The 20,317-nt window shown below is 30.2% G+C and carries 18 protein-coding genes; 9 read left to right on the top strand and 9 right to left on the bottom strand.

Annotated elements, in window-relative coordinates; genetic code table 11:
- Positions 1-62: 62 nt before the first annotated feature.
- From ceuB to ELQ10_RS00335, 6 genes are all read right to left on the bottom strand, one after another.
- Entirely contained in the window at positions 63-1,055 is a 993-nt protein-coding gene (gene ceuB, locus ELQ10_RS00310; RefSeq protein ID WP_134250011.1) for an enterochelin ABC transporter substrate-binding protein CeuB, read from the bottom strand.
- A gap of 12 nt (positions 1,056-1,067) precedes the next feature.
- Positions 1,068-1,823, bottom strand: coding sequence for an ABC transporter ATP-binding protein (locus tag ELQ10_RS00315; protein ID WP_002871403.1), 756 nt, complete (start codon positions 1,821-1,823; stop codon positions 1,068-1,070).
- A complete protein-coding gene (locus tag ELQ10_RS00320; protein WP_134250012.1) occupies positions 1,820-2,758 on the bottom strand; it encodes an iron chelate uptake ABC transporter family permease subunit in 939 nt (312 codons plus the stop codon). The genes ELQ10_RS00315 and ELQ10_RS00320 overlap by 4 nt, the downstream gene beginning before the upstream one ends.
- Positions 2,751-3,719, bottom strand: a complete 969-nt coding sequence (locus tag ELQ10_RS00325; RefSeq protein WP_002898677.1) for an ABC transporter permease — start codon at positions 3,717-3,719, stop codon at positions 2,751-2,753. Before ELQ10_RS00325 ends, ELQ10_RS00320 begins: the two co-directional genes overlap by 8 nt.
- A gap of 85 nt (positions 3,720-3,804) precedes the next feature.
- On the bottom strand, positions 3,805-4,794 hold the full coding sequence (locus ELQ10_RS00330) for a phospholipase A (RefSeq protein ID WP_134250013.1): 990 nt from the start codon (positions 4,792-4,794) through the stop codon (positions 3,805-3,807).
- Positions 4,791-5,366 carry a molybdenum cofactor guanylyltransferase gene (locus ELQ10_RS00335; protein WP_002855734.1) on the bottom strand — a complete coding sequence of 192 codons (576 nt, stop codon included), beginning with the start codon at positions 5,364-5,366 and terminating at the stop codon, positions 4,791-4,793. The genes ELQ10_RS00330 and ELQ10_RS00335 overlap by 4 nt, the downstream gene beginning before the upstream one ends.
- A 61-nt stretch (positions 5,367-5,427) precedes the next feature.
- On the opposite strand from ELQ10_RS00335, the gene ELQ10_RS00340 reads away from it, so the two are divergent.
- The 9 genes from ELQ10_RS00340 to ELQ10_RS00380 all read left to right on the top strand — a co-directional run bounded on the left by ELQ10_RS00340 (position 5,428) and on the right by ELQ10_RS00380 (position 15,456).
- Positions 5,428-6,735 carry an NFACT family protein gene (locus ELQ10_RS00340; RefSeq protein ID WP_134250014.1) on the top strand — a complete coding sequence of 436 codons (1,308 nt, stop codon included), beginning with the start codon at positions 5,428-5,430 and terminating at the stop codon, positions 6,733-6,735.
- Between the two features lies 1 nt (position 6,736).
- On the top strand, positions 6,737-7,075 hold the full coding sequence (locus ELQ10_RS00345) for a hypothetical protein (protein ID WP_134250015.1): 339 nt from the start codon (positions 6,737-6,739) through the stop codon (positions 7,073-7,075).
- 8 nt (positions 7,076-7,083) lie between these two features.
- A complete protein-coding gene (locus ELQ10_RS00350) occupies positions 7,084-7,809 on the top strand; it encodes a phosphatidate cytidylyltransferase (protein WP_002834214.1) in 726 nt (241 codons plus the stop codon).
- Complete coding sequence (dxr, locus tag ELQ10_RS00355; RefSeq protein WP_134250016.1) at positions 7,806-8,876, top strand: 1-deoxy-D-xylulose-5-phosphate reductoisomerase; 1,071 nt, start codon at positions 7,806-7,808, stop codon at positions 8,874-8,876. Before ELQ10_RS00350 ends, dxr begins: the two co-directional genes overlap by 4 nt.
- A 1-nt stretch (position 8,877) precedes the next feature.
- Positions 8,878-10,272, top strand: a complete 1,395-nt coding sequence (locus ELQ10_RS00360) for a M99 family carboxypeptidase catalytic domain-containing protein (RefSeq protein ID WP_052800382.1) — start codon at positions 8,878-8,880, stop codon at positions 10,270-10,272.
- The gene (gene tsaD, locus ELQ10_RS00365) at positions 10,269-11,276 is read left to right on the top strand and encodes a tRNA (adenosine(37)-N6)-threonylcarbamoyltransferase complex transferase subunit TsaD (protein ID WP_134250017.1); all 1,008 of its coding nucleotides are present in this window, start codon (positions 10,269-10,271) and stop codon (positions 11,274-11,276) included. The genes ELQ10_RS00360 and tsaD overlap by 4 nt, the downstream gene beginning before the upstream one ends.
- Positions 11,277-11,792, top strand: coding sequence for a prepilin-type N-terminal cleavage/methylation domain-containing protein (locus ELQ10_RS00370; RefSeq protein ID WP_134250018.1), 516 nt, complete (start codon positions 11,277-11,279; stop codon positions 11,790-11,792). It begins immediately after the preceding gene.
- Positions 11,793-11,984: 192 nt separating this feature from the next.
- Positions 11,985-13,601, top strand: coding sequence for a flagellin (locus tag ELQ10_RS00375; RefSeq protein ID WP_134250019.1), 1,617 nt, complete (start codon positions 11,985-11,987; stop codon positions 13,599-13,601).
- A gap of 169 nt (positions 13,602-13,770) precedes the next feature.
- Positions 13,771-15,456 carry a flagellin A gene (locus ELQ10_RS00380; protein WP_134250020.1) on the top strand — a complete coding sequence of 562 codons (1,686 nt, stop codon included), beginning with the start codon at positions 13,771-13,773 and terminating at the stop codon, positions 15,454-15,456.
- A gap of 32 nt (positions 15,457-15,488) precedes the next feature.
- Here ELQ10_RS00380 and ELQ10_RS00385 read toward each other — a convergent pair whose 3' ends face one another.
- Genes ELQ10_RS00385 through pseI form a run of 3 tightly spaced genes read right to left on the bottom strand, consistent with a single transcriptional unit; the run spans position 15,489 to position 20,287 of the window.
- A complete protein-coding gene (locus ELQ10_RS00385) occupies positions 15,489-17,378 on the bottom strand; it encodes a motility associated factor glycosyltransferase family protein (protein ID WP_134250021.1) in 1,890 nt (629 codons plus the stop codon).
- Between the two features lie 6 nt (positions 17,379-17,384).
- On the bottom strand, positions 17,385-19,259 hold the full coding sequence (locus ELQ10_RS00390; protein WP_134250022.1) for a motility associated factor glycosyltransferase family protein: 1,875 nt from the start codon (positions 19,257-19,259) through the stop codon (positions 17,385-17,387).
- On the bottom strand, positions 19,256-20,287 hold the full coding sequence (gene pseI / locus ELQ10_RS00395) for a pseudaminic acid synthase (protein WP_134250023.1): 1,032 nt from the start codon (positions 20,285-20,287) through the stop codon (positions 19,256-19,258). Before pseI ends, ELQ10_RS00390 begins: the two co-directional genes overlap by 4 nt.
- Positions 20,288-20,317 lie beyond the last annotated feature (30 nt).

Raw genomic sequence — 20,317 nt, forward strand, 5'->3', positions numbered from 1 at the left:
CTTGAAAATTCCAAGTATTTTATTAAGTATTAAAGCAAGAGACTAGCTCTTGCGAGGTTGTATTATTTTACAGCGTTTTTGATTTCTAAAATCATAGTTTTTAAAGACTCTAGTCCATTTCCACTTGCTAAATACCAGTATTCTGGATCAAGATAGATGATTTTTTTGTTTTGTGCTGCTTTGGTTTTAGCAACAAGCGCATTATCGAGTATGCCTTGAGCGCGTTCTTTGTTGCCTACGATGATATTTCTATCAACAACAAAAATATAATCAGGGTTTTTTTCTAATATAAATTCAGAATTGATACTTTTGCCGTGTGTGCCTACTTTTATATTCTCATCTACTGCGTTAATCCCTAAAACATCGTGAATAATCCCAAAGCGAGATTGGGGGCCAAAGGCTGAAATTTTGTTAGAATTTGTAAGAATGATAAGAGCTTTTTTATCTTCATCAACTATGCTTTTGGCTTTTTCAATTTCATTTTTAATATCTGAAATTTTTTCCAAAGCTTCTTTTTCTAAACCATAAAGTTTTGCAACGCTTAAGACATTGTTTTCAAAAGAGCTTAAAAAATTTGCATTATCAAGACCTACAAATAAAGTTGGAGCTATTTCTTTTAATTTATCATAAAATTTACTTTGGCGTCCAGAAATGATGATAAGATCAGGTTTTAAAGCATTAATGGCTTCAAAATCAACTTGTTGTACTCCACCTACACTAGGTTTGTTTTTAAATTGTTGTAGGTATTTTGGTAAATTTTTAGCAGGAACGCCCGCGACTTTATCGTTTAATTTTAAAGCATCAAAAGTATCTAAAATTCCAAGATCTAAGATCACTACCTTAGAAGGATTTTTAGGGATTTTATTTTCTCCTAGACTATCCTTCACTAAAAAACTATCACCCTCATCACTCATGCTAATAGGCAAAACTTTCACTGTAGCAGTGTTGGTTTTTGTTGTAGAACTTGCGTTGTTTTCATTTGAGTTTGAATTACAAGCTGTTAAGATTAGACTTAAAAAAAATGCAAAAAATGCAAAAACTAAAGATTTTTTCATATTTTCTCCTTTTTAAAAATAAATACAAATTTTCTTACCATCAATTTGACTTACGGGTATATCCATATCATAAATTTGTTTTAAATTTTCTTGATTGATGATTTCGTCTTTTGAACCTTGTTTTAAAAGCTTCCCATCTTTTAAGGCTATGATTTCATCAGAATAAATCGAAGCAAAATTAATATCATGCAATACAACAGCTATACTTTTGTTAAAGTCTTTGACTAAATTTTTCATTAGTTGCATGATTTGTACGCTATGCTTCATATCAAGATTGTTTAAAGGCTCATCAAACATTATAAATTCAGTATCTTGAGCGATAATCATGGCTATAAAAGCTCTTTGTTTTTGTCCGCCGCTTAATGTATCTAAAAATTCATTTCTTAAGTTGCTAAGTCCCATGTATTCTAAAGCTTCATTGATTTTGATTTTATCGTTTGCATTAAGTCTTCCTTGAGAATGTGGAAAACGCCCAAAAGCGACTAATTCTTCAACTTTTAATCTTAAATTGATATTGTTTTGTTGTTTGAGAATGGAAATTTTTTGTGCTAAGATTTGCTCTTTATAGTCTTTTAAATTCATTCCATCGATATAAATTTCTCCACTACTAGGTTTTATTAAACGACTTGCTAGAGCTAAAAGAGTGGATTTTCCAGCGCCATTGGCTCCTATTATAGAAGTGATTTTGCCTTTATGAAAATCAAGGCTAAGATCTGAAATAATGGCTTTATTATCATAAAATTTGGTGATATTTTTTAGTTTAATCATAATTTATTACCCTTTAATACAAGATAGATAAAATATATCCCACCTAAGAAATTAATAACCACGCTTATAGTGGCATTATAATCAAAAACTCTAGAGATAAAAAATACCCCTCCAAGCAAAGCTAAAATGCTAATGAGTATGCAAGCGCTTAGTAAAATACTATGCTTTGCAGTTTTAAATAGCTCATAAGTGATATTTACCACCAAAAGCCCCAAAAAGGTTATAGGACCTACAAGTGCGGTGCTAATAGAAGTTAAAATAGCTATGATAATCATCAATTGTTTTGAAATTTTTTGATAATTTATCCCTAAATTTATCGCTAAATCTTTGCCTAAATTTAAAGGATCTAAAAATTTCATATAGCGAAAAATCCATATAAAACTTAAAAAGCTAATGATATAAGCAAGAATTAAAACATCAAAAGCAATATTATCAAAACTAGCAAACATTCTTCCTTGTATTACCATGAATTCATCAGGATCGATTAATACTTCAAAAAAAGAGCTTAAAGTGCTAAAAAGTGTTCCAAAAACTAAGCCTAAAAGCATTATAAGATAAATGCTTCTATCGTTACTAAATAAAATTTTATAAAGTCCTAGTGAAAAAACCACCATACAAACTAGAGTGATTAAAAAATTGATATCGTTTTTATAAACACTTAAATTAGCTGCACCAAAAGAAAAGATAAGAGCACTTTGAAGTAAAATATATAAAGAATCTAATCCTATGATAGCAGGGGTTAGAATTTTGTTGTTGCATAAAGTTTGAAAAATCACTGTTGAAACAGCGATACAAATAGCTACTATGATAATAGCTGTAATTTGTAAAAAACGACTTTTTAAGGCATACTCATCAAAGCCATTTAAACCCACAAGTATAAAAATCCCTATCATACCAAGTGTTAAAAAGCTTAAAATCAGCATTTTTTTACGCATAAACTTTCCTTTTTAGCAAAAGAAAGATAAAGATTAAAGATCCTAAAACACCTGTAGTGATACTTAAAGGCATTTCAAAAGGAAAGATGACAAGTCTTGAAATGATATCGCAAACAAGTAAAAACAAAGCTCCACAAAGTGCTATATAGATAAGATTTTTTCTAAGATTATCACCTAGATAAAGAGCTACTAAATTTGGGATAATTAGCCCTAAAAAAGGGATAATTCCAACGCTTACAATCACTAAACTAGTGATAATGCTTACAATCATCAAGCCTAAAAATAATATACCATTATAAGAAATTCCAAGATTTAAAGCTACATCTTCGCCCATGCCAACTATGGTAATTTTATGAGCTAAAAAATAAGCAAGTATAAAAAGTGGCAAAGAAATGTAGAGCAATTCATAATTTCCCTGCATAACATTTGCCATACTGCCTTGTAACCAGCCTTGGATATTTTGTATATAATTTAAAGCATAGGCAAAAAAAGTGGTTATAGCACTAATAATGCCTCCAAACATCAAGCCTATCAAAGGTACAAAAATCACATCTTTGAGTTTGATTTTTCTTAAAATTTGGATAAATATAAAAGAACCCAAAAGTGCAAATACAGAAGCAATGATAGCTTGAGTGAAAAAAGACGCTCCAGCAAAAAATATTAAAGAAATAAGTATGCCAAATTTAGCACAATCCATAGTTCCTGCCGTAGTTGGAGAAACGAATTTATTTTGCGTGAGTTGTTGCATGATAAGCCCGCATATACTAAGACTCATTCCTGTGAGTAAAATCGCTATAAGTCTAGGAATTCTTGTAAGGGTTATGATTTCTAGTTGAGTGGAGTTAAGATTAAGAATATCTTTTACATTGATACTGATAACTCCTATAAATAAACTTATCATTCCAAAGAATAAAAGTAAAGCTATAAGCACTTTTAAACTCAATATATGCTTAAAAAACAAATCTTTCCTTATAGTAATAATAATTATCAAAAATGAAATTGTAATGAAATTTGTTTTAAGAAATGATAAAACTACAAAGGATATTTTAGTAAGAAATCAAAAATCCAGTGGAAAGTCTTTGCAAGTGTTTGTTATAGTCTATAAGGCTTTCTCCATAGCCATTAAAGTATTGTAAATACCAATAAATTCCGTTATTAAAAATATCATATCCTAGATCAACTTGTATAGCACCTTTGTTATCGTGGAATTTAAGATTGTTTCTTAGCATAAGATTGATAAAATAATCATCGCCCAAATACGCTAAATTCACATCAAAATTTCCCATATAATGCAAGATGGCAGGATTGTCATCATCTTTTTTGCTTTCAGGAATTCTATACCAAAGGCGTGGAACAAATAAAAATTTATTATATAAAATAGCCGTAGATACATAAATTCTATTCCATGAGCGAGATTGTAAATTCTCATCTCCCTTGCCATTGCTTTCATGCAATATACCTACGCGTAGATTGTTAAAAAATTCATAATCTTTAAGATATAAAGGAAAATCTATAAAAAATTCTGGTTGATAGTTGGTTTCTCTAAAAGGAGAAGAATGCTCATAAATTTGCCACCAAGAAGTTTGAGTATAGGCTATATAATATTTTTCATCTAGTCCTAGTAAATTTTCAAAAAGTCTTTTTTTAACACTAAGTTGGAATTTCGCCTCACTCTTATTATTATTTGCTCCTAAAGAATTAAAACTATAAGCTAAAGGTAAAAAATAATTCATCTTGTAAGAGCTAATGCCAAGGGGATTAAAGCTTTCATTTTTACCAAGATAATTAGCCAAGGCTAGGCGAGAAAAGTCTTGTTTTTCTTCTTTTTTTATAGTGATAGAATTTTGTGTTTGTGTTGCTTGGCTTGAGTTATTTTGTTCTTGAGAAATCAAAACAGATGAATTTTTTAAAGCGAGTTTTTTGTAAATTTCCATAGCTTTTTTATAATCGCCTTGTTTTTCATACTCTAAAGCTTGTTGTAAATCACTAGCCCATATAAAAACACATAAGCTTAAAAATAAAGCAATTTTTCTCATTTTAACTCGCTTTTAAATTTTTCATATTCTTCATAAAAATTAAGATTTAAAAAAGCATCTTCATCTTCAAATTCTACAAATTTGGTTTTAATCTCAGAAAATAAAAGTCCTATTTTTTGTTCATTTTTTTCTAAGAAATTTTTACAAGTTTGAGCTAAAGAGCTGTGATAAAAGCCACATAAGGGATGTTTATGTAAAGGGGTTTTGGCTATGATTATTTTATAGTTTTGCTCTAAAAAAGGAAGCATTTTTAAAAGCTCATTTTCACCTACTTTAGGACTATCTACACTTAAAACAAAAACAAATTCATTTTTAAAATTTGAAAGTATAGAGTAAAGCGCAAGCATAGGAGAGTAAACTTCAAATTCTAAAGAATCTTTTATCAAGCTAAAATGGTTTTCAAATTTGTCTTCTTTCGCACTCACATAGACATTTTTAAAAATTTTAGAAAATTTATTTACTTGAAATTGAGTTAAATTTTGATTTTTAAGAATCAATTTGCTTTTATCTTGTCCCATACGACTAGATTTACCACCACATAAAATCACACAATTTAGCTCATTAAGCTGCACAAATTTCCTTTTTTAATGTAATTCTACCACAAATTCGCCAAAATATTTTATAATTTCTTTTATGAAATACACAGAACTTTTACAATTGCAAACTTTTTTTTCTCAGTTTAAAAAAATCGATTTTATCAAGCGTATCAATGACAATATTTTGGAGTTAAGCTTTGATAGAGAAAGATTTATTTTTGATCTTACTCGTGCAATGAGTGCGATTTATACAGCTAAATTTAATGCAAAAAATTATAATGCACCTTTTGATTTTATGCTTAAAAAGTATTTTAGCAATGCTTTTATAAAGGAAGTTAAAGTCCTTGAAGGCAATCGTATTTTATGTTTTAGTGTAAAAGCTAATAAGGCTTATAAAAGCTATGAGAGCAAAATTTATTTTGAATTTACGGGTAAAAATACCAATGTTATTCTTACAGATGAAAAAGATTTGATCATAGAGGCTTTAAGGCACATTGATAAAAGTTATCGTGTCGTAAAACCTAATGTGATTTTAGAGCCTTTAAAGCCTTATAAAATGGATGAAAATTTTGAAGAAATTAAAGACTTTGCAGATTATTTTTCTCGCAAATTTACAAGCATTTATGAGAGTAAAATCAAACAAATAAAAAATTTAAAACTTATACAAGTAGATAAAAAAATACAAAATTTACAAGAACTTTTTTCTAGTTTAGATGAAGAAAATTCTTTACTCTTAAAAGCTTTAGAATACAGAAAAAGGGCTGATGTATTGTTTGCAAATTTGAGTGTTTTAAAAGATTATGAAAGGGAATTTAAGCTTGATGATTTTGAAGGCAAAGAGCTTGAATTTAAGCTTGAATTTAGTCCTAAGCAAAGTGCTAATTTATATTATAAAAATGCTAAAAAATTAGAACAAAAAGCTAAAAATTTAAACATACAAAGACAAAATTTAAAAGAAAAGTTAGATTTTACCTTGAGTTTGAAAGAATTATTGCTTCAAGCTAAGAGTGAGATAGAGCTTGAAATTTTACTACCTAAAAAAAATAGCAAAAAAAATCAAGATCATAAACAAGAAGATCTTGTGGCAAATTTTTATTATAATGAGTTTAAAATTTGCGTGGGTAAAAATGAAAAAGGCAATGAATTTTTACTTAAAAATGCTAAAAAAGATGATTTGTGGCTTCATGCAAGGGATATTCCTAGTGCACATACTTTGATTATATCAAACAAGCAAAAAATCAGCCTTGATGTGATAGAATTTGCTGCAAGGCTTTGTGTAAGCTTTTCTAAGTTAAAGAAAGGTTCGTATTGGGTCGATTATACCTTAAAAAATTTTGTTAAGGTTCAGCAAAAGGCGTTTGTAAATTATACAAATTTTAAAAGTATTAATATCACAAAGGATTAAAATGCCAGTTAGCCCATTAGGAAATGTCAATTATATAAATCAAAATATGGCTTATCCAGCTACACAAGCAAGCAATGAGCTTGCAAAAGAAGGTTTTGCAGCTACGCTAAATATGGCTGAATTTAATGAAAAAGAAAAAACTTTGAACAAGCTTGAAAAAGTCAATGAGACTCATGAAATCAAAGAAGAGATCAAAGAAAAAGCCGAACAAGAAGAAAAAAAGAAAAAACACAATCAAGAAGCTAAAACCAGCGATGATGAGAAAAACAAAGAAGATGAGTCTAAAGATCCAAATTTTAAAGACGCACAAAGCATTCATCGCTTAGATATTAGTATATAAGGAAAAATATGTTTAATACAACTAGAATTATTTCAGCTCTTGTGATGATAGGGGCTATTATTATTATCGCGTTGATTGATCAATTTTTTATCAATTTTATCGTTTTTGCGGTTTTATTGTATCTATCTTTTAGTGAAGCAAAAAAACTTTTTGCTTTGGAAAATATTTCTATTATCCCTTTGGCTATAGCTTTTATTTTGGGAAGTTTATCGCATAAAGCTTTGCTTTTTGGGATTTTAGCTTTGTTATTAGTCGTTGGATATTTGGTTTATAAAAAGGCTTCCTTAAAACCAGCTCTTATTTATATTTATCCTAGTTTGCCTATTTTAGCACTTTGGCAAGTGTATTTAGATCAGGGTATGTTTGCGCTTTTTTGGCTTATCATTATCGTTGCAGCTTGTGATAGTGGGGCGTATTTTATCGGAAAACTTATGGGTAAAACTCCTTTTTCTCCAACAAGTCCAAACAAAACCTTAGAAGGTGTTATAGGTGGCTTGATTTGTGCGAGTGTTATTGGAACTATTTTAGGAGTTTTTGTTTATAGCTTTTGGCTTTCTTTGCTTTGTTCGTTTTTTGTAGCGATTTTTGCAGTAATTGGAGATTTGCTTGAGAGTTATTTTAAAAGAGAAGCAGGTGTAAAAGATAGTGGAGATCTTATCCCTGGTCATGGGGGAGTGCTTGATAGGATCGATGCGGTGATCATTGCTGCTTTTGTGATGGTTGCTCTTTTATGATACTTTTTGGAAGTACGGGTAGCATAGGAGTAAATGCTCTTAAACTTGCTGCTTTAAAAAACATTCCCATTTCTGCTTTAGCTTGTGGAGATAACATCGCTCTTTTAAATGAACAAATCGCAAGATTTAAGCCTAAATTTGTTGCCATAAAAGATTCAAAAAATAAGCATTTAGTTAAACACGATAGAGTTTTTATAGGACAAGAAGGTTTAGAGCAAATTTTAACAGAATGCCAAGACAAACTTTTACTCAATGCTATTGTAGGTTTTGCAGGACTTAAAAGCACTTTAAAGGCTAAAGAACTTGGCAAAAACATAGCCTTAGCTAACAAAGAAAGTCTTGTGGTGGCTGGGAGTTTTTTAAAAGGGGCTAAATTTTTACCCGTTGATAGTGAGCATGCGGCTTTAAAATTTTTACTCGAAGGTAAAAAAAATATAGCAAAACTTTATATCACAGCAAGTGGCGGAGCTTTTTATAAGTATAAAATCAAAGATTTAAATCAAGTCAGTGTCAAAGATGCTTTAAAACATCCTAATTGGAACATGGGAGCAAAGATCACTATAGATAGTGCGACTATGGCAAATAAGCTCTTTGAGATTATAGAGGCTTATCATTTATATGATTTTAAAGAAATTGATGCTTTAATAGAACCAAGATCTTTAGTGCATGCAATGTGTGAATTTAAAAATGGAGCTAGCACGGCGTATTTTTCAAAAGCAGATATGAAACTAGCTATTTCAGATGCTATATTTGAAAAACAAGATACGCCTATTTTAGAGGCTGTTGATTTTAGCAAAATGCCTGCTTTAAAATTTCATCCAATCAGCACAAAAAAATATCCTATTTTTAAGCTTAAAAATGCATTTTTAAAAGAGCCAAATTTAGGTGTTATTATCAATGCTGCTAATGAAGTCAGTGTTTATAATTTTTTAGAAAATAAAAGTGGATTTTTAGACATTGCTAAATGCATTTTTAAAGCCCTTGATCATTTTGGAGCGCCTAAAATTTCAAGTATAGAAGAGGTTTTTGAGTATGATTTTAAAACAAGAGAGTATTTAAGGAGTTAAAATGAAAATTTTTTTAACAATTTTATTTTTTATAACAAGCATTTTTGCTTTAGAGCTAGACTTTAGCGTGGGGGAAAATGGAAAAAGTCTAGATGATAATAATACAGTTTTGATTTTTGGTGGAATTCAAGGCGATGAGCCTGGTGGATTTCATGCAGCAAGTTTGCTTTTGAGTGATTATAATATCACTAAGGGTAAGATTATAGTGGCTCCAAATTTAGCTTTTGATAGCATTATCAAGCGTTCGCGTGGGAATAACGGGGATTTAAACCGTAAATTTGCAAGCATTAGCCCAAAAGATCCTGATTATAAAACCGTTCAACGCATTAAAGAGCTTATTTTACTTCCTGAAGTTAGTATGGTGATCAATCTTCACGATGGTTGGGGTTTTTATAAACCTACTTATATCGATGCGATGCAAAATCCTAAGCGTTGGGGAAATTCAAGCGTGATTGATACAAGCGAAATCAATGCAAGCAAATACCCTGATCTTGAAAATATCGCCACTCAAACCGTAAATAGTGTCAATTCTTCACTTGCTGATCCAAAGCATGCTTATCATCTTAAAAACACCAAAACCCAAGAGCTTGGCGATACAGAAATGCTTAAAGCTTTAACTTATTTTGTGATTTCAAATCACAAAGCTGCTTTTGCAAATGAAGCGAGTAAAAATCTGCCTGTAAATTTAAGAGCTTATTATCATCTTTTGGCGATTGAAAATTATCTAAAAACCGCAGGAATTGAATTTAGCAGAGATTTCGAACTCACTCCACAAGGGGTTGATAAAGCCATAAACCGAGAGCTTGAAGTGAAGCTTTTTAATGATAGAATTTTACTTTCTTTAAAAAATCCAAGAAAGGTTATCAACTATGTGCCTTTTCCGGTAAATAAAGAGTTAAATTATAACACAAGCAATGAACTTACGGCTGTTATCGCAGAAGGAAATTCTTTTTATATCCAGTATGGCAATCGTTTTCAAACAAGATTATATCCTGAGTATTTAGAATTTAGTGATGCTTTTAATGAAGTAACTTTTCAAGTTGATGGCAATGAAACCACCGTTCCTTTTGGAACCAAGGTAAAAGTAAAAGAGAATTTTCTTATCCCAAAGATAGCTAATGTACGCGTAAATATCATAGGCTTTGATCATGGAAAAGATGAAAGTGGTATTTTAGTTCATAAAAAAAATATGCAAACACAATATTCTTTAGACATGGCAGGTAAAATTTATAGAGTGGAATTTTATGAATTAAGAGGGGCGAATTTGCAACAACTTTTAGAGGCAAATACTAATAGCAAGTTGATCAAAAATGCTAAAAATTTGGATTTAAACACTCTTAAAATGGCAAGATCAAAAGATAAATTTTTAGGTTCTATTTTAGTGGAATTTGAATGAAAAATCTTATCCTAGCTATAGAAAGCTCTTGTGATGATAGTTCTATAGCTATCATTGATAAAAATACCTTAGAATGTAAATTTCATAAAAAAATTTCCCAAGAATTAGATCATAGTATCTATGGGGGAGTGGTGCCTGAACTTGCTGCAAGACTTCATAGCGAGGCTTTACCAAAGATACTTAAGCAATGCAAAGAGCATTTTAAAAATCTTTGTGCCATAGCTGTGACAAATGAACCTGGGCTTAGCGTTTCTTTGCTCAGTGGAATTTCCATGGCAAAAACCTTAGCAAGTGCTCTAAATTTACCTTTAATTCCTATAAATCATCTTAAAGGACATATTTATAGTCTTTTTTTGGAAGAAAAAATTTCTTTAGATATGGGAATTTTACTTGTTAGTGGTGGGCATACCATGGTGCTATATCTTAAAGATGATGCAAACTTAGAGCTTTTAGCAAGCACAAATGATGATAGCTTTGGAGAAAGTTTTGATAAAGTGGCTAAAATGATGAATTTAGGTTATCCTGGTGGGGTCATCATAGAAAATTTAGCAAAAAATGCCAAACTTAAAAATATCTCTTTTAACATACCTTTAAAGCATTCTAAAGAACTCGCTTATAGTTTTTCAGGACTTAAAAATGCAGTGCGTTTAGAAATTTTAAAACATGAAAATTTAAGTGATGAGATAAAAGCTGAAATAGCTTATGCCTTTGAAAATACAGCTTGTGATCATATCATGGATAAATTAGAAAAAATTTTTAATCTTTATAAATTTAAAAATTTTGGCGTTGTAGGCGGAGCTAGTGCAAATCTTAACTTGCGTTCGCGTTTGCAAAATTTATGTCAAAAATATAATGCAAATTTAAAACTAGCTCCTTTAAAATTCTGCTCTGATAATGCTTTGATGATAGCAAGAGCTGCAGTTGATGCTTATGAAAAAAAGGAATTTGTAAGCGTAGAAGAAGATATTTTAAGCCCTAAAAATAAAAATTTTTCAAGGATATAGATGAGAAAAGCTTTTACTATATTAGAACTTGTTTTTGTGATCGTTATTTTAGGAATTTTAGCTGCTATTGCTTTACCAAAAATGAGTTCAAGCAAGGATGAAGCTGAAGTTAGCAAGTCTTTAAATAACCTTAAAACTTTGATCAATGATATAAGCATTTATACTTTAAAAAATGATCATTTAAGCTCTATAAAAACGATGAGTAATGTAAGCGGGGTTGAAAATGTTGATCTTAGCAATTTTAACGGCACAAAAGAAGTAAATTTTCGCGTAGGCGATGATAAAGAATGCTTAAAACTTGTTTTTATAAATAAAGCAGATTTTATACTCATGGGAATTTCAAGCAATGAAGCAAGTAAAAATGCTATCATCAACGCAGCCAATCAAAGCCATGAAGATTTAGAAAATATAGACTTTACAAGCTCTTCTAGTAATAAAGCTTGTGTGATCTTAAGTAAGAATGAAAATTTTAAAAATCTAGCGAGCAAAACTTATCTTTTAATAGGGGGAATGTAATGATAGTGAATACAGATTCTTTTGCTTGCTTGATAAAAGTATTTATCAATATTATTTTAGAGATAAGAAAAATATAGCTTTTGTAAAAAATATAAAAATATTATACAAAAACTATTAAGTAATTTTTATTATAAACGATATAGTGGATAACAAGCTCATGGATGAGTTTGAAATTATTTAAAAGGATTTAAAATGGGATTTCGTATTAACACAAACGTTGCAGCATTAAATGCAAAAGCAAACTCTGATCTTAACTCTAAAAGCTTAGATCAATCACTTGCAAGATTAAGTTCAGGTCTTAGAATCAACTCAGCAGCAGATGATGCTTCTGGTATGGCTATTGCGGATAGTTTAAGATCTCAAGCTTCTACTTTAGGTCAAGCTATATCAAATGGTAATGATGCTTTAGGTATCTTACAAACTGCTGATAAAGCTATGGATGAGCAATTAAAAATTCTTGATACTATCAAGACTAAAGCAACTCAAGCGGCTCAAGATGGTCAAAGTGCAAAAACAAGAACTATGCTTCAAGCAGATATTAACCGTCTTATGGAAGAGCTTGATAATATTGCTAATACTACCTCATTTAACGGTAAACAACTTTTAAGTGGTGGTTTTACAAATCAAGAATTTCAAATCGGATCTCAATCAAACCAAAGTGTAAAAGCAAGTATTGGTGCAACCCAATCTTCTAAAATCGGTGTTACAAGATTTGAAACAGGTAACAAAATCACTGCAAGTGGTACTGTAGCTCTTACTATTAAAAACTATAATGGTATAGATGATTTTAAATTCCAAGGTGTGGTGATCTCAACTTCTGTTGGAACAGGTCTTGGAGCTTTAGCAGAAGAAATCAATAGAAATTCTGATAAAACTGGTGTTCGTGCTTCTTTTAATGTTCAAACTGTAGGAGCTTTTTCTATACAAGGTGGTTCAACAGACGATAGTTTTTCTATTAATGGGGTGAAAATCGGTAAAGTTGATTATAAAGATGGAGATGAAAACGGTTCTTTGCTTGCAGCGATTAATGCTGTAAAAGATACTACAGGCGTTGAAGCTTCTAAAGATGAAAATGGTCGTTTGGTTCTTACTTCAAGAGAAGGTAGAGGTATTAAAATCGAAGGAAGTATAGGAGATGGTTCAGGTGTTGCAAGTACTATGTATGAAAACTATGGTCGTTTATCTTTAGTGAAAAATGATGGTAGAGATATAGCTATAAGCGGTACTAATTTTAGCATTGCTGGTTTTGCAGATGGTATGGTTTCTGAGGCTTCTGTTTCTCTAAGAGAATCAAAAGGTCAAATTTCTGCAGCTATAGCTGATGCCATGGGCTTTAATGCAGATAAGGGTGGTAAAGTTAATGTCAAAATAGCTGATTTTAAAGTTTCAAAATTTGCTAATACAGCTGCAACAGGTTGGAGTAAGCAAGGTTTCAATGTTTCTAATATAAAGAGCTTAGTTAATACAAAAACTGGTGCAGTTTTAAATAGTGCCGGCAAACAACAAACCGCAGGTGTAACCACCCTTAAAGGAGCTATGGGTGTTATGGATATAGCTGAAACCGCTATAGCAAATCTTGATCAAATTAGAGCTGACATAGGTTCTGTGCAAAATCAAATTACATCAACTATTAATAACATTACTGTAACTCAAGTAAATGTTAAATCAGCTGAATCACAAATCAGAGATGTAGACTTTGCTAGTGAAAGTGCAAACTATTCTAAAGCAAATATCTTAGCTCAAAGTGGTTCTTATGCTATGGCTCAAGCAAATTCTAGCCAGCAAAATGTTTTAAGATTACTACAATAGTAATTTTAAACGTCTTCACATTCTTTAAGAATGCTGTAATATATACAAATCCAAGCCTAGTAGAAATACTAGGCTTTTTTATTTTTAAGCTTTAAAATTTTTAACTAAACTAAAATTGGAACACTTCTTGCTTTAGTCCTTTTGATGCAATATTTTGAAAGGATTTAAAATGGGTTTTAGAATAAACACCAATATTGGTGCGTTGAACGCACATGCAAATTCAGTTGTTAATGCTAACGAGCTTGATAAGTCTTTAAGCAGACTTAGTTCAGGTCTTAGAATTAACTCAGCGGCAGATGATGCTTCAGGGATGGCGATAGCGGATTCTTTGCGTTCACAAGCAGCGACTTTAGGTCAAGCTATAAATAATGGTAATGATGCTATAGGTATTTTACAAACTGCTGATAAAGCCATGGATGAGCAGCTTAAGATCTTGGATACTATCAAGACTAAGGCAACTCAAGCGGCTCAAGATGGCCAAAGTTTAAAAACAAGAACTATGCTTCAAGCAGATATTAACCGCTTAATGGAAGAGCTTGATAATATCGCTAATACTACTTCATTTAATGGTAAGCAACTTTTAAGTGGAAATTTTACAAATCAAGAATTTCAAATCGGATCTCAATCAAATCAAACTATAAAAGCAAGTATAGGACCAACTCAATCTTCTAAAATCGGTGTTACAAGATTTGAAACCGGTTCTGTAATTACTCAAAGTGGTACAGCTTCTATGGTGATTAAAAATTATAATGGTATAGAAGATTTTAAATTTCAAGATGTAGTAATCTCAACTTCTGTTGGGACAGGTATTGGAGCTTTAGCAGAAGAAATTAATCGCGTCTCTGATAAAACAGGTGTTCGTGCTACTTTTAGTGTTGAAACTACAGGAGCATTTCAAATTCAAGAAGGCTCTACAAGTTCAGATTTTTCAATCAATGGCGTAACTATAGGTCAAGTAGATTATAAATTAGGTGATGAAAATGGTTCTTTGGTAGCTGCAATCAATTCTGTAAAAGATACTACAGGAGTTGAAGCTTCAAGAGATGATAAAGGTCGTTTGGTTCTTACTTCAAGAGAAGGTAGAGGTATAGAAATAGGTGGGGATATTGGTTCAGCTTCTGGAATTTTACCAAGTCAGTACAATAACTATGGTCGTTTATCTTTAGTAAAAAATGATGGTAGAGATATTAATCTTAGTGGTACAGGCTTTGGTTTTAGTGCTGGCACTATGATTTCTCAAACTTCTGTTTCTTTGAGGGAATCAAAAGGTAAAATAGAAGCAGGTGTTGCTGATGCTATGGGATTTAATACTAAACCTGGCGAATTGACAGTTATGACTATGGCTTTTGGAGCTGCTGGTTCAGGATTTTCTCAAGGTACTGGTATGTCTGTAGGCTCTGGTAAAAATATGTCTAAGTTTTGGGCTGAAAGTGTTATTTCTGCAGCAGGTATAAGTGTGGTATATCAAGTTTCTGCTGGTTCAGGATTTTCTAATGGAAGTGGAAATTCTCAATTTGCACCTATGAGGGTATCTTTAGCTCCACAAGAACAAACAGCAGGTGTAACTACTCTTAAAGGTGCAATGGCAGTCATGGATATAGCTGAAACTGCTACTGCAAATCTTGATCAAATTAGAGCTGATATTGGTTCAGTGCAAAATCAACTTCAAGTAACTATTAATAATATAACAGTTACTCAAGTAAATGTTAAGGCAGCAGAATCTACTATCAGAGATGTAGACTTTGCGGCAGAAAGTGCAAATTTCTCTAAATACAATATTCTTGCACAATCAGGTTCATACGCTATGAGCCAAGCTAATGCTGTGCAACAAAATGTATTAAAACTTTTACAATAAAAATAAAGCCTAGTTTTATAAACTAGGCTTTATTAAATCAATTTTCTTTTTTCTAGTTCATCTTGTAAAGGTATGATAGCTTTTTTTAATTCTTGATTTTGAATTTTTATTAAATCGACCATGGTTTCAAATAGAGATTCATGGGCATAAATCCAAGCAAAAAGTTTATTTTGTTTTTCACTTTCATTGGTAATGTTTTTTACATATAAAGCTGCAAGAATGCTTTCTTCATGGTAAAGAGTTGGTCCTAAAATTTCATTTAAAAAAGTATATCTTGGTTTTTCAAGTTTAAATTTTATTTTATCTATATTAGCATTAATTTCAGAAAGAGTAAGAGTGTTTTTGCCTTGAGTAACTTTGCAAATTTGATTTAAAACTTTTTTGCATTCTTTATTGAATGTCTCGCCTAGACTAATATTTTTTTTAATTTTTTTATAAGCATCTAGCATTAAAGTATTGCTTTCTTGTCTAGAAGGTTTTTTTAGTTTTGCAAAAGGTTTTTTCAAATCTTTGATTAAAAATTCCTCACAAGCTTCTTTAAATGGCTTTTCATCAAAACCATGAATTCTAGCACCACCTTCTGTGCAATTATAGATTTTAGCTTTAATATTTTTAAAATTTTTTTCAAAAAACCTTCTAAAAAGAGTCCAAATTTCAGAGCTTTCGACTTCACCATTGCCGCCATAAGCTGTGGTTCTAAATTTTCCAAAATCTCTTTCATAATCTCCTATGTGAAGATTTTTATGAATAAAATTACTTGAATGAGTTGACCCATCATTACCATAAGCTAAATCTTGTCCTATAAGTAAAATATTTTTATAGTTTAATTGCAAGGCAAGTTCGCAGCACATGTGCGCAACACTTAAACCAGCACTTAGATAGCCAAAATCATCTAATTTTAAAGATCTTGCATAAGCTAGATTTCTAATCACTAACATATAGTTTCTTTTGTTTTTTTCTAAATATTTGATTGTATTTTCATGAGTTAAGGATAGAATAATAAATAATATATCTTTATCAAAATCTCCAAAATCATTGTTAAAAAATTCTGATGTTGGTTTACCTCTTTCTAAAGATAAAACATAATCAGGTTTGATATTGTGTTTTGCAAGTGTATTATAAGATGCATCAACACAAAAAATAGTAGCTTTATTGGCATATTGTTTTAAAAGTGGAAGTTGCTTTGCGAGACTTGGTCCGGCACTTACAATAATAGCTGTATCGCATTTTCTTCTTTTTTTTAAAAGATCAGATTTTTTATGATGAGTGAGCATTTTAGGTAGGTTATACACGAAGTGTCTTATACCCATCATAGCATCTCCTGGGTCATTGCCATTTCTTAAAGCTACTGTTCTCATAGCTTGGAGATTTATTTGATTAATTTTTTGTATATTATCTTCATAGTTTTTATAAAATGAATTATGTAAATTTAATGTGTAAGTTTTAAAGAATAATTCTATATCAGGTAAAGAGAAAAGAGTATCTATTGTAGCATAATTTATTTGCTCGGTATGAACTATAATTAAGCGGTTATTTTTTAATTCTTCACTAAAATCTAAAAAATTAAGAGCCAAATAAATAATCTCTAATTCCTTTTCAAAAACAATAATGTGTTTGCGTTCTTTATTTTGAAGTAGAGCTTTATACAAAATTCCATTTCCAAAGCCATAGAAGAATAAAACGGGATATCTTAAAAATTGGTTATTAAACAAATCTAAATTTTCTTGTAATTCTTTCAAGGGATCTCTATATAGAGATTTTAAATCATTTTTTCGAATTATATTTATATCTAGCGGATCTTTTCCTAAGGTATATTTAAAATGTTTTAAAGACTTTAAATTTTGTAACTTTTTTTTAAGTTCTTTATACTCAAAAGCTGTTAGTGCATTTAAATTTTTTATGAAAATATTTTTTATCAACATTGTTCCTCATTTTATTTTTAAATTTATATAGTCTATATCGTTAAAATTTAATTTTTTTAAAGTATCGTCAATAATTTTATTTTGAGTGCTTAAGTAACCTAGTATTTGTATAAAAAAATTATATTGTAATTTTAAAAATTCTTCTAATTTTTCTTTTTGTTTGTTTTTGTTTAAAACTTCATATTTTACAATATCACATTCATTGTGATAGTATAAAGCCTGAGTTAATTCATTAAATGATTTTAGTTTTTTAAATTCTTTAAAATAATCCAAAAGATTTTTTTTAATTGAATTTAATGATTGAAAATTTAATTGTTCTTTTTCTAATTCAGATTTTAATATTTTAAGTTTATCTTGAACCTTTTGGATAAAAATTTCACTTTCTTTTATATTTTCAATTAGTAATTTTTTGGTTTGTTTAAATTTTTGTTCCATTTTTTTATCACTTAATTTTTTGGGAAAAGCAAAAGGCTTTTCTAAATTTTCATTTAATAGATTTTTACACACCCAAGCAAAAGGCTTTTCTATACTACCTTCTATTCTAGCACCACCTTCTGTGCAATTATAAGTGTCAATTCCTAGTTTTTCTTTGGCAAAAAAAATATCTTTTTCAAAGGCTTGACGAAATAGATTCCAGCTTAATTGAGTTCGCACTTGCCCATTTCCCCCATAAGCTAAAGTGTAAAATTCTCCTATTATAGCGTTATCTTGTTCGCCAAAAATATGTTCTTTTGGATGTGAGGTTCCATCATTACCATAAGCTAAATCTTGTCCTATTAAGATAATATTTTCATGTCTTAAGGCACTTGCAAGTTCATAAGCCATATTTGCTACGCTGTGTCCTACACCTAGATAGCCAAATTCATCAAGTTTAAGATTAGCTGCAGAATATAAGGGTCGTTGCACTAACATATAGTTTCTTTGATTTTTTTCTAAATATTTGATTGTATTTTCATGTGTTAAAGATGCAATAATAAATAATATATTTTTGTCAAATTCCTTAAAATCATTGTTAAAAAATTCTGATGTATATATTACTCTCTCTAGAGATAAAACATAATCAGGCTTGATATTATGCTTTGCAAGTATAGGATATGAACTATCTGTACAAAAAATAGCAGCTTTTTTTGCATATTGTTTTAAAAGGGGGAGTTGTTTGATTAGGCTTGGACCTGTAGAAACTATGATGGCATTTTTAGCTTTATTTCTTCTTTCTTTTAAAAAATCTTGAAAAACTCCATGGTTTAAGGTTTTGGATAAATTGTTAAGTGTATGTTTTATCCCAATCAAAGAATCTTGCGGATCATTACCTTTATTAAGTGCTATAAAACGAATGATTTCTATAAGTTCATTGTTAAGAGTTTGAATTTGTGTTCCGTAAAATTTAGAATAAAATTCATTATGGATGAAAAGATTAAAAATTTTAATACTAGTATGTATGTTTTTGTAAGTAAAAAGTGTACTAAGTTGAGCTGTGGTAAGGCTTGGATTGTAAAAAAGTATAAGTTTTTCGCTTTTTAATTCTTGGGTAAAATCAAACAAATGAAAAGCAAGAGCTAAAATTTCAAGTTCATCTTCAAAAATGATTATGTGTTTATGATTTTTATTTTTACATAAAGCTTTATAAAATATACCATTTCCAAAACCATAAAAAAATAACACAGGATATTTTTTATACTCACTTTTAAAAAGGGTTGAGCTTTCTAAAATTTCTTGATTAGGATTTTTATAAAGTGCGATATCATCTTTTATAAAATTAATTCCATTCTCATTTTGTAGTATTTTAAAATCAATTTTTTCTAAACTACGCAGTTTGTAGGCTAATATTTGATCCACTTCAAATAAAGCTTGAGTATTTTTTAAAAATAGATCTTTATTCATTTAAAATCTCCTTGTTTTAAGGCATCGCCAAATTCTATATCTTTGCTAGCTCTTTTTCCTAAAATTTCTTGGTAGAATTTAGGATGTAGTCCAAAAGAAGGACGAATTGATTTCACATTTTCTTTGCTGAAAATTTCACCTTTTTTGATATCTTTGCTTGCATATAAGCTTCTTGCGAAAACACGATTTTTAAGAGCTTTTTCATCTAAGTCTAACTTGCCATCGCCTAAAGCACTTTCAGCTTGTCTAACTGCATCTACCATAGCTTTAAATTCATCAAAATCAAGGCTAAATTTACTGTCTTCACTTTTTATGCTTTTATCTAACATAAAATGTTTTTCTATGATCCTAGCTCCAAGTGCTACTGCCATAACAGGAGCTAAAAATCCAAAGCTGTGATCGCTTAGTCCAACTTCAACATTAAATTTTTCTTTTAAACTTACTATGCCTTTTAAATTCATATCTTCTATGGCAGCAGGATAAGCTGAAGTGCATTTTAAAAAGATGAGATCAGGATTTTTTTCTTCTTTAAAAATTTCACAGATTCTAAAAAGCTCTTCTTCTGTAGCAATGCCCGTTGAAACGATAGTGGGTTTTTTTTCTTTGGCGATTAAACGCACAAAATTTTCATCATTGGCTTCAAAAGAAGCAATTTTATAGGCTATAGGATCAAAGCGTTTTAGAAATTTTACATCTTCTTTGGCAAAAGGACTTGAAAAACAAAGTATGCCTTCATTTTGTGCAGTTTCAAAGATTTGAGAATGCCACTCATAAGGGGTTTTTGCACTTTCGTAAAGCTCATAAAATTTTCTTTTATCCCAAAGCCCACCCTTGATGATGAAATCTTCTTTGTTGCTATTTAGAGTCATACTATCTGGAGTGTAAGTTTGGATTTTTATCGCATCAGCACCTGCTTTTTTAGCAGCTTTTATGCTTTGAAGTGCCATCTCAAGACTTCCTGCGTGATTTGCGCTAAGTTCTGCTATGATAAAAACTTTTTTATCTGTGTTAAAATTTCCTATTTGCATGTTTTAATCCTAAAAATATTAAAAATTAAA

The sequence above is a fragment of the Campylobacter sp. US42a genome (assembly GCF_004379055.1).
In the GTDB taxonomy this organism is placed as follows: domain Bacteria; phylum Campylobacterota; class Campylobacteria; order Campylobacterales; family Campylobacteraceae; genus Campylobacter_D; species Campylobacter_D jejuni.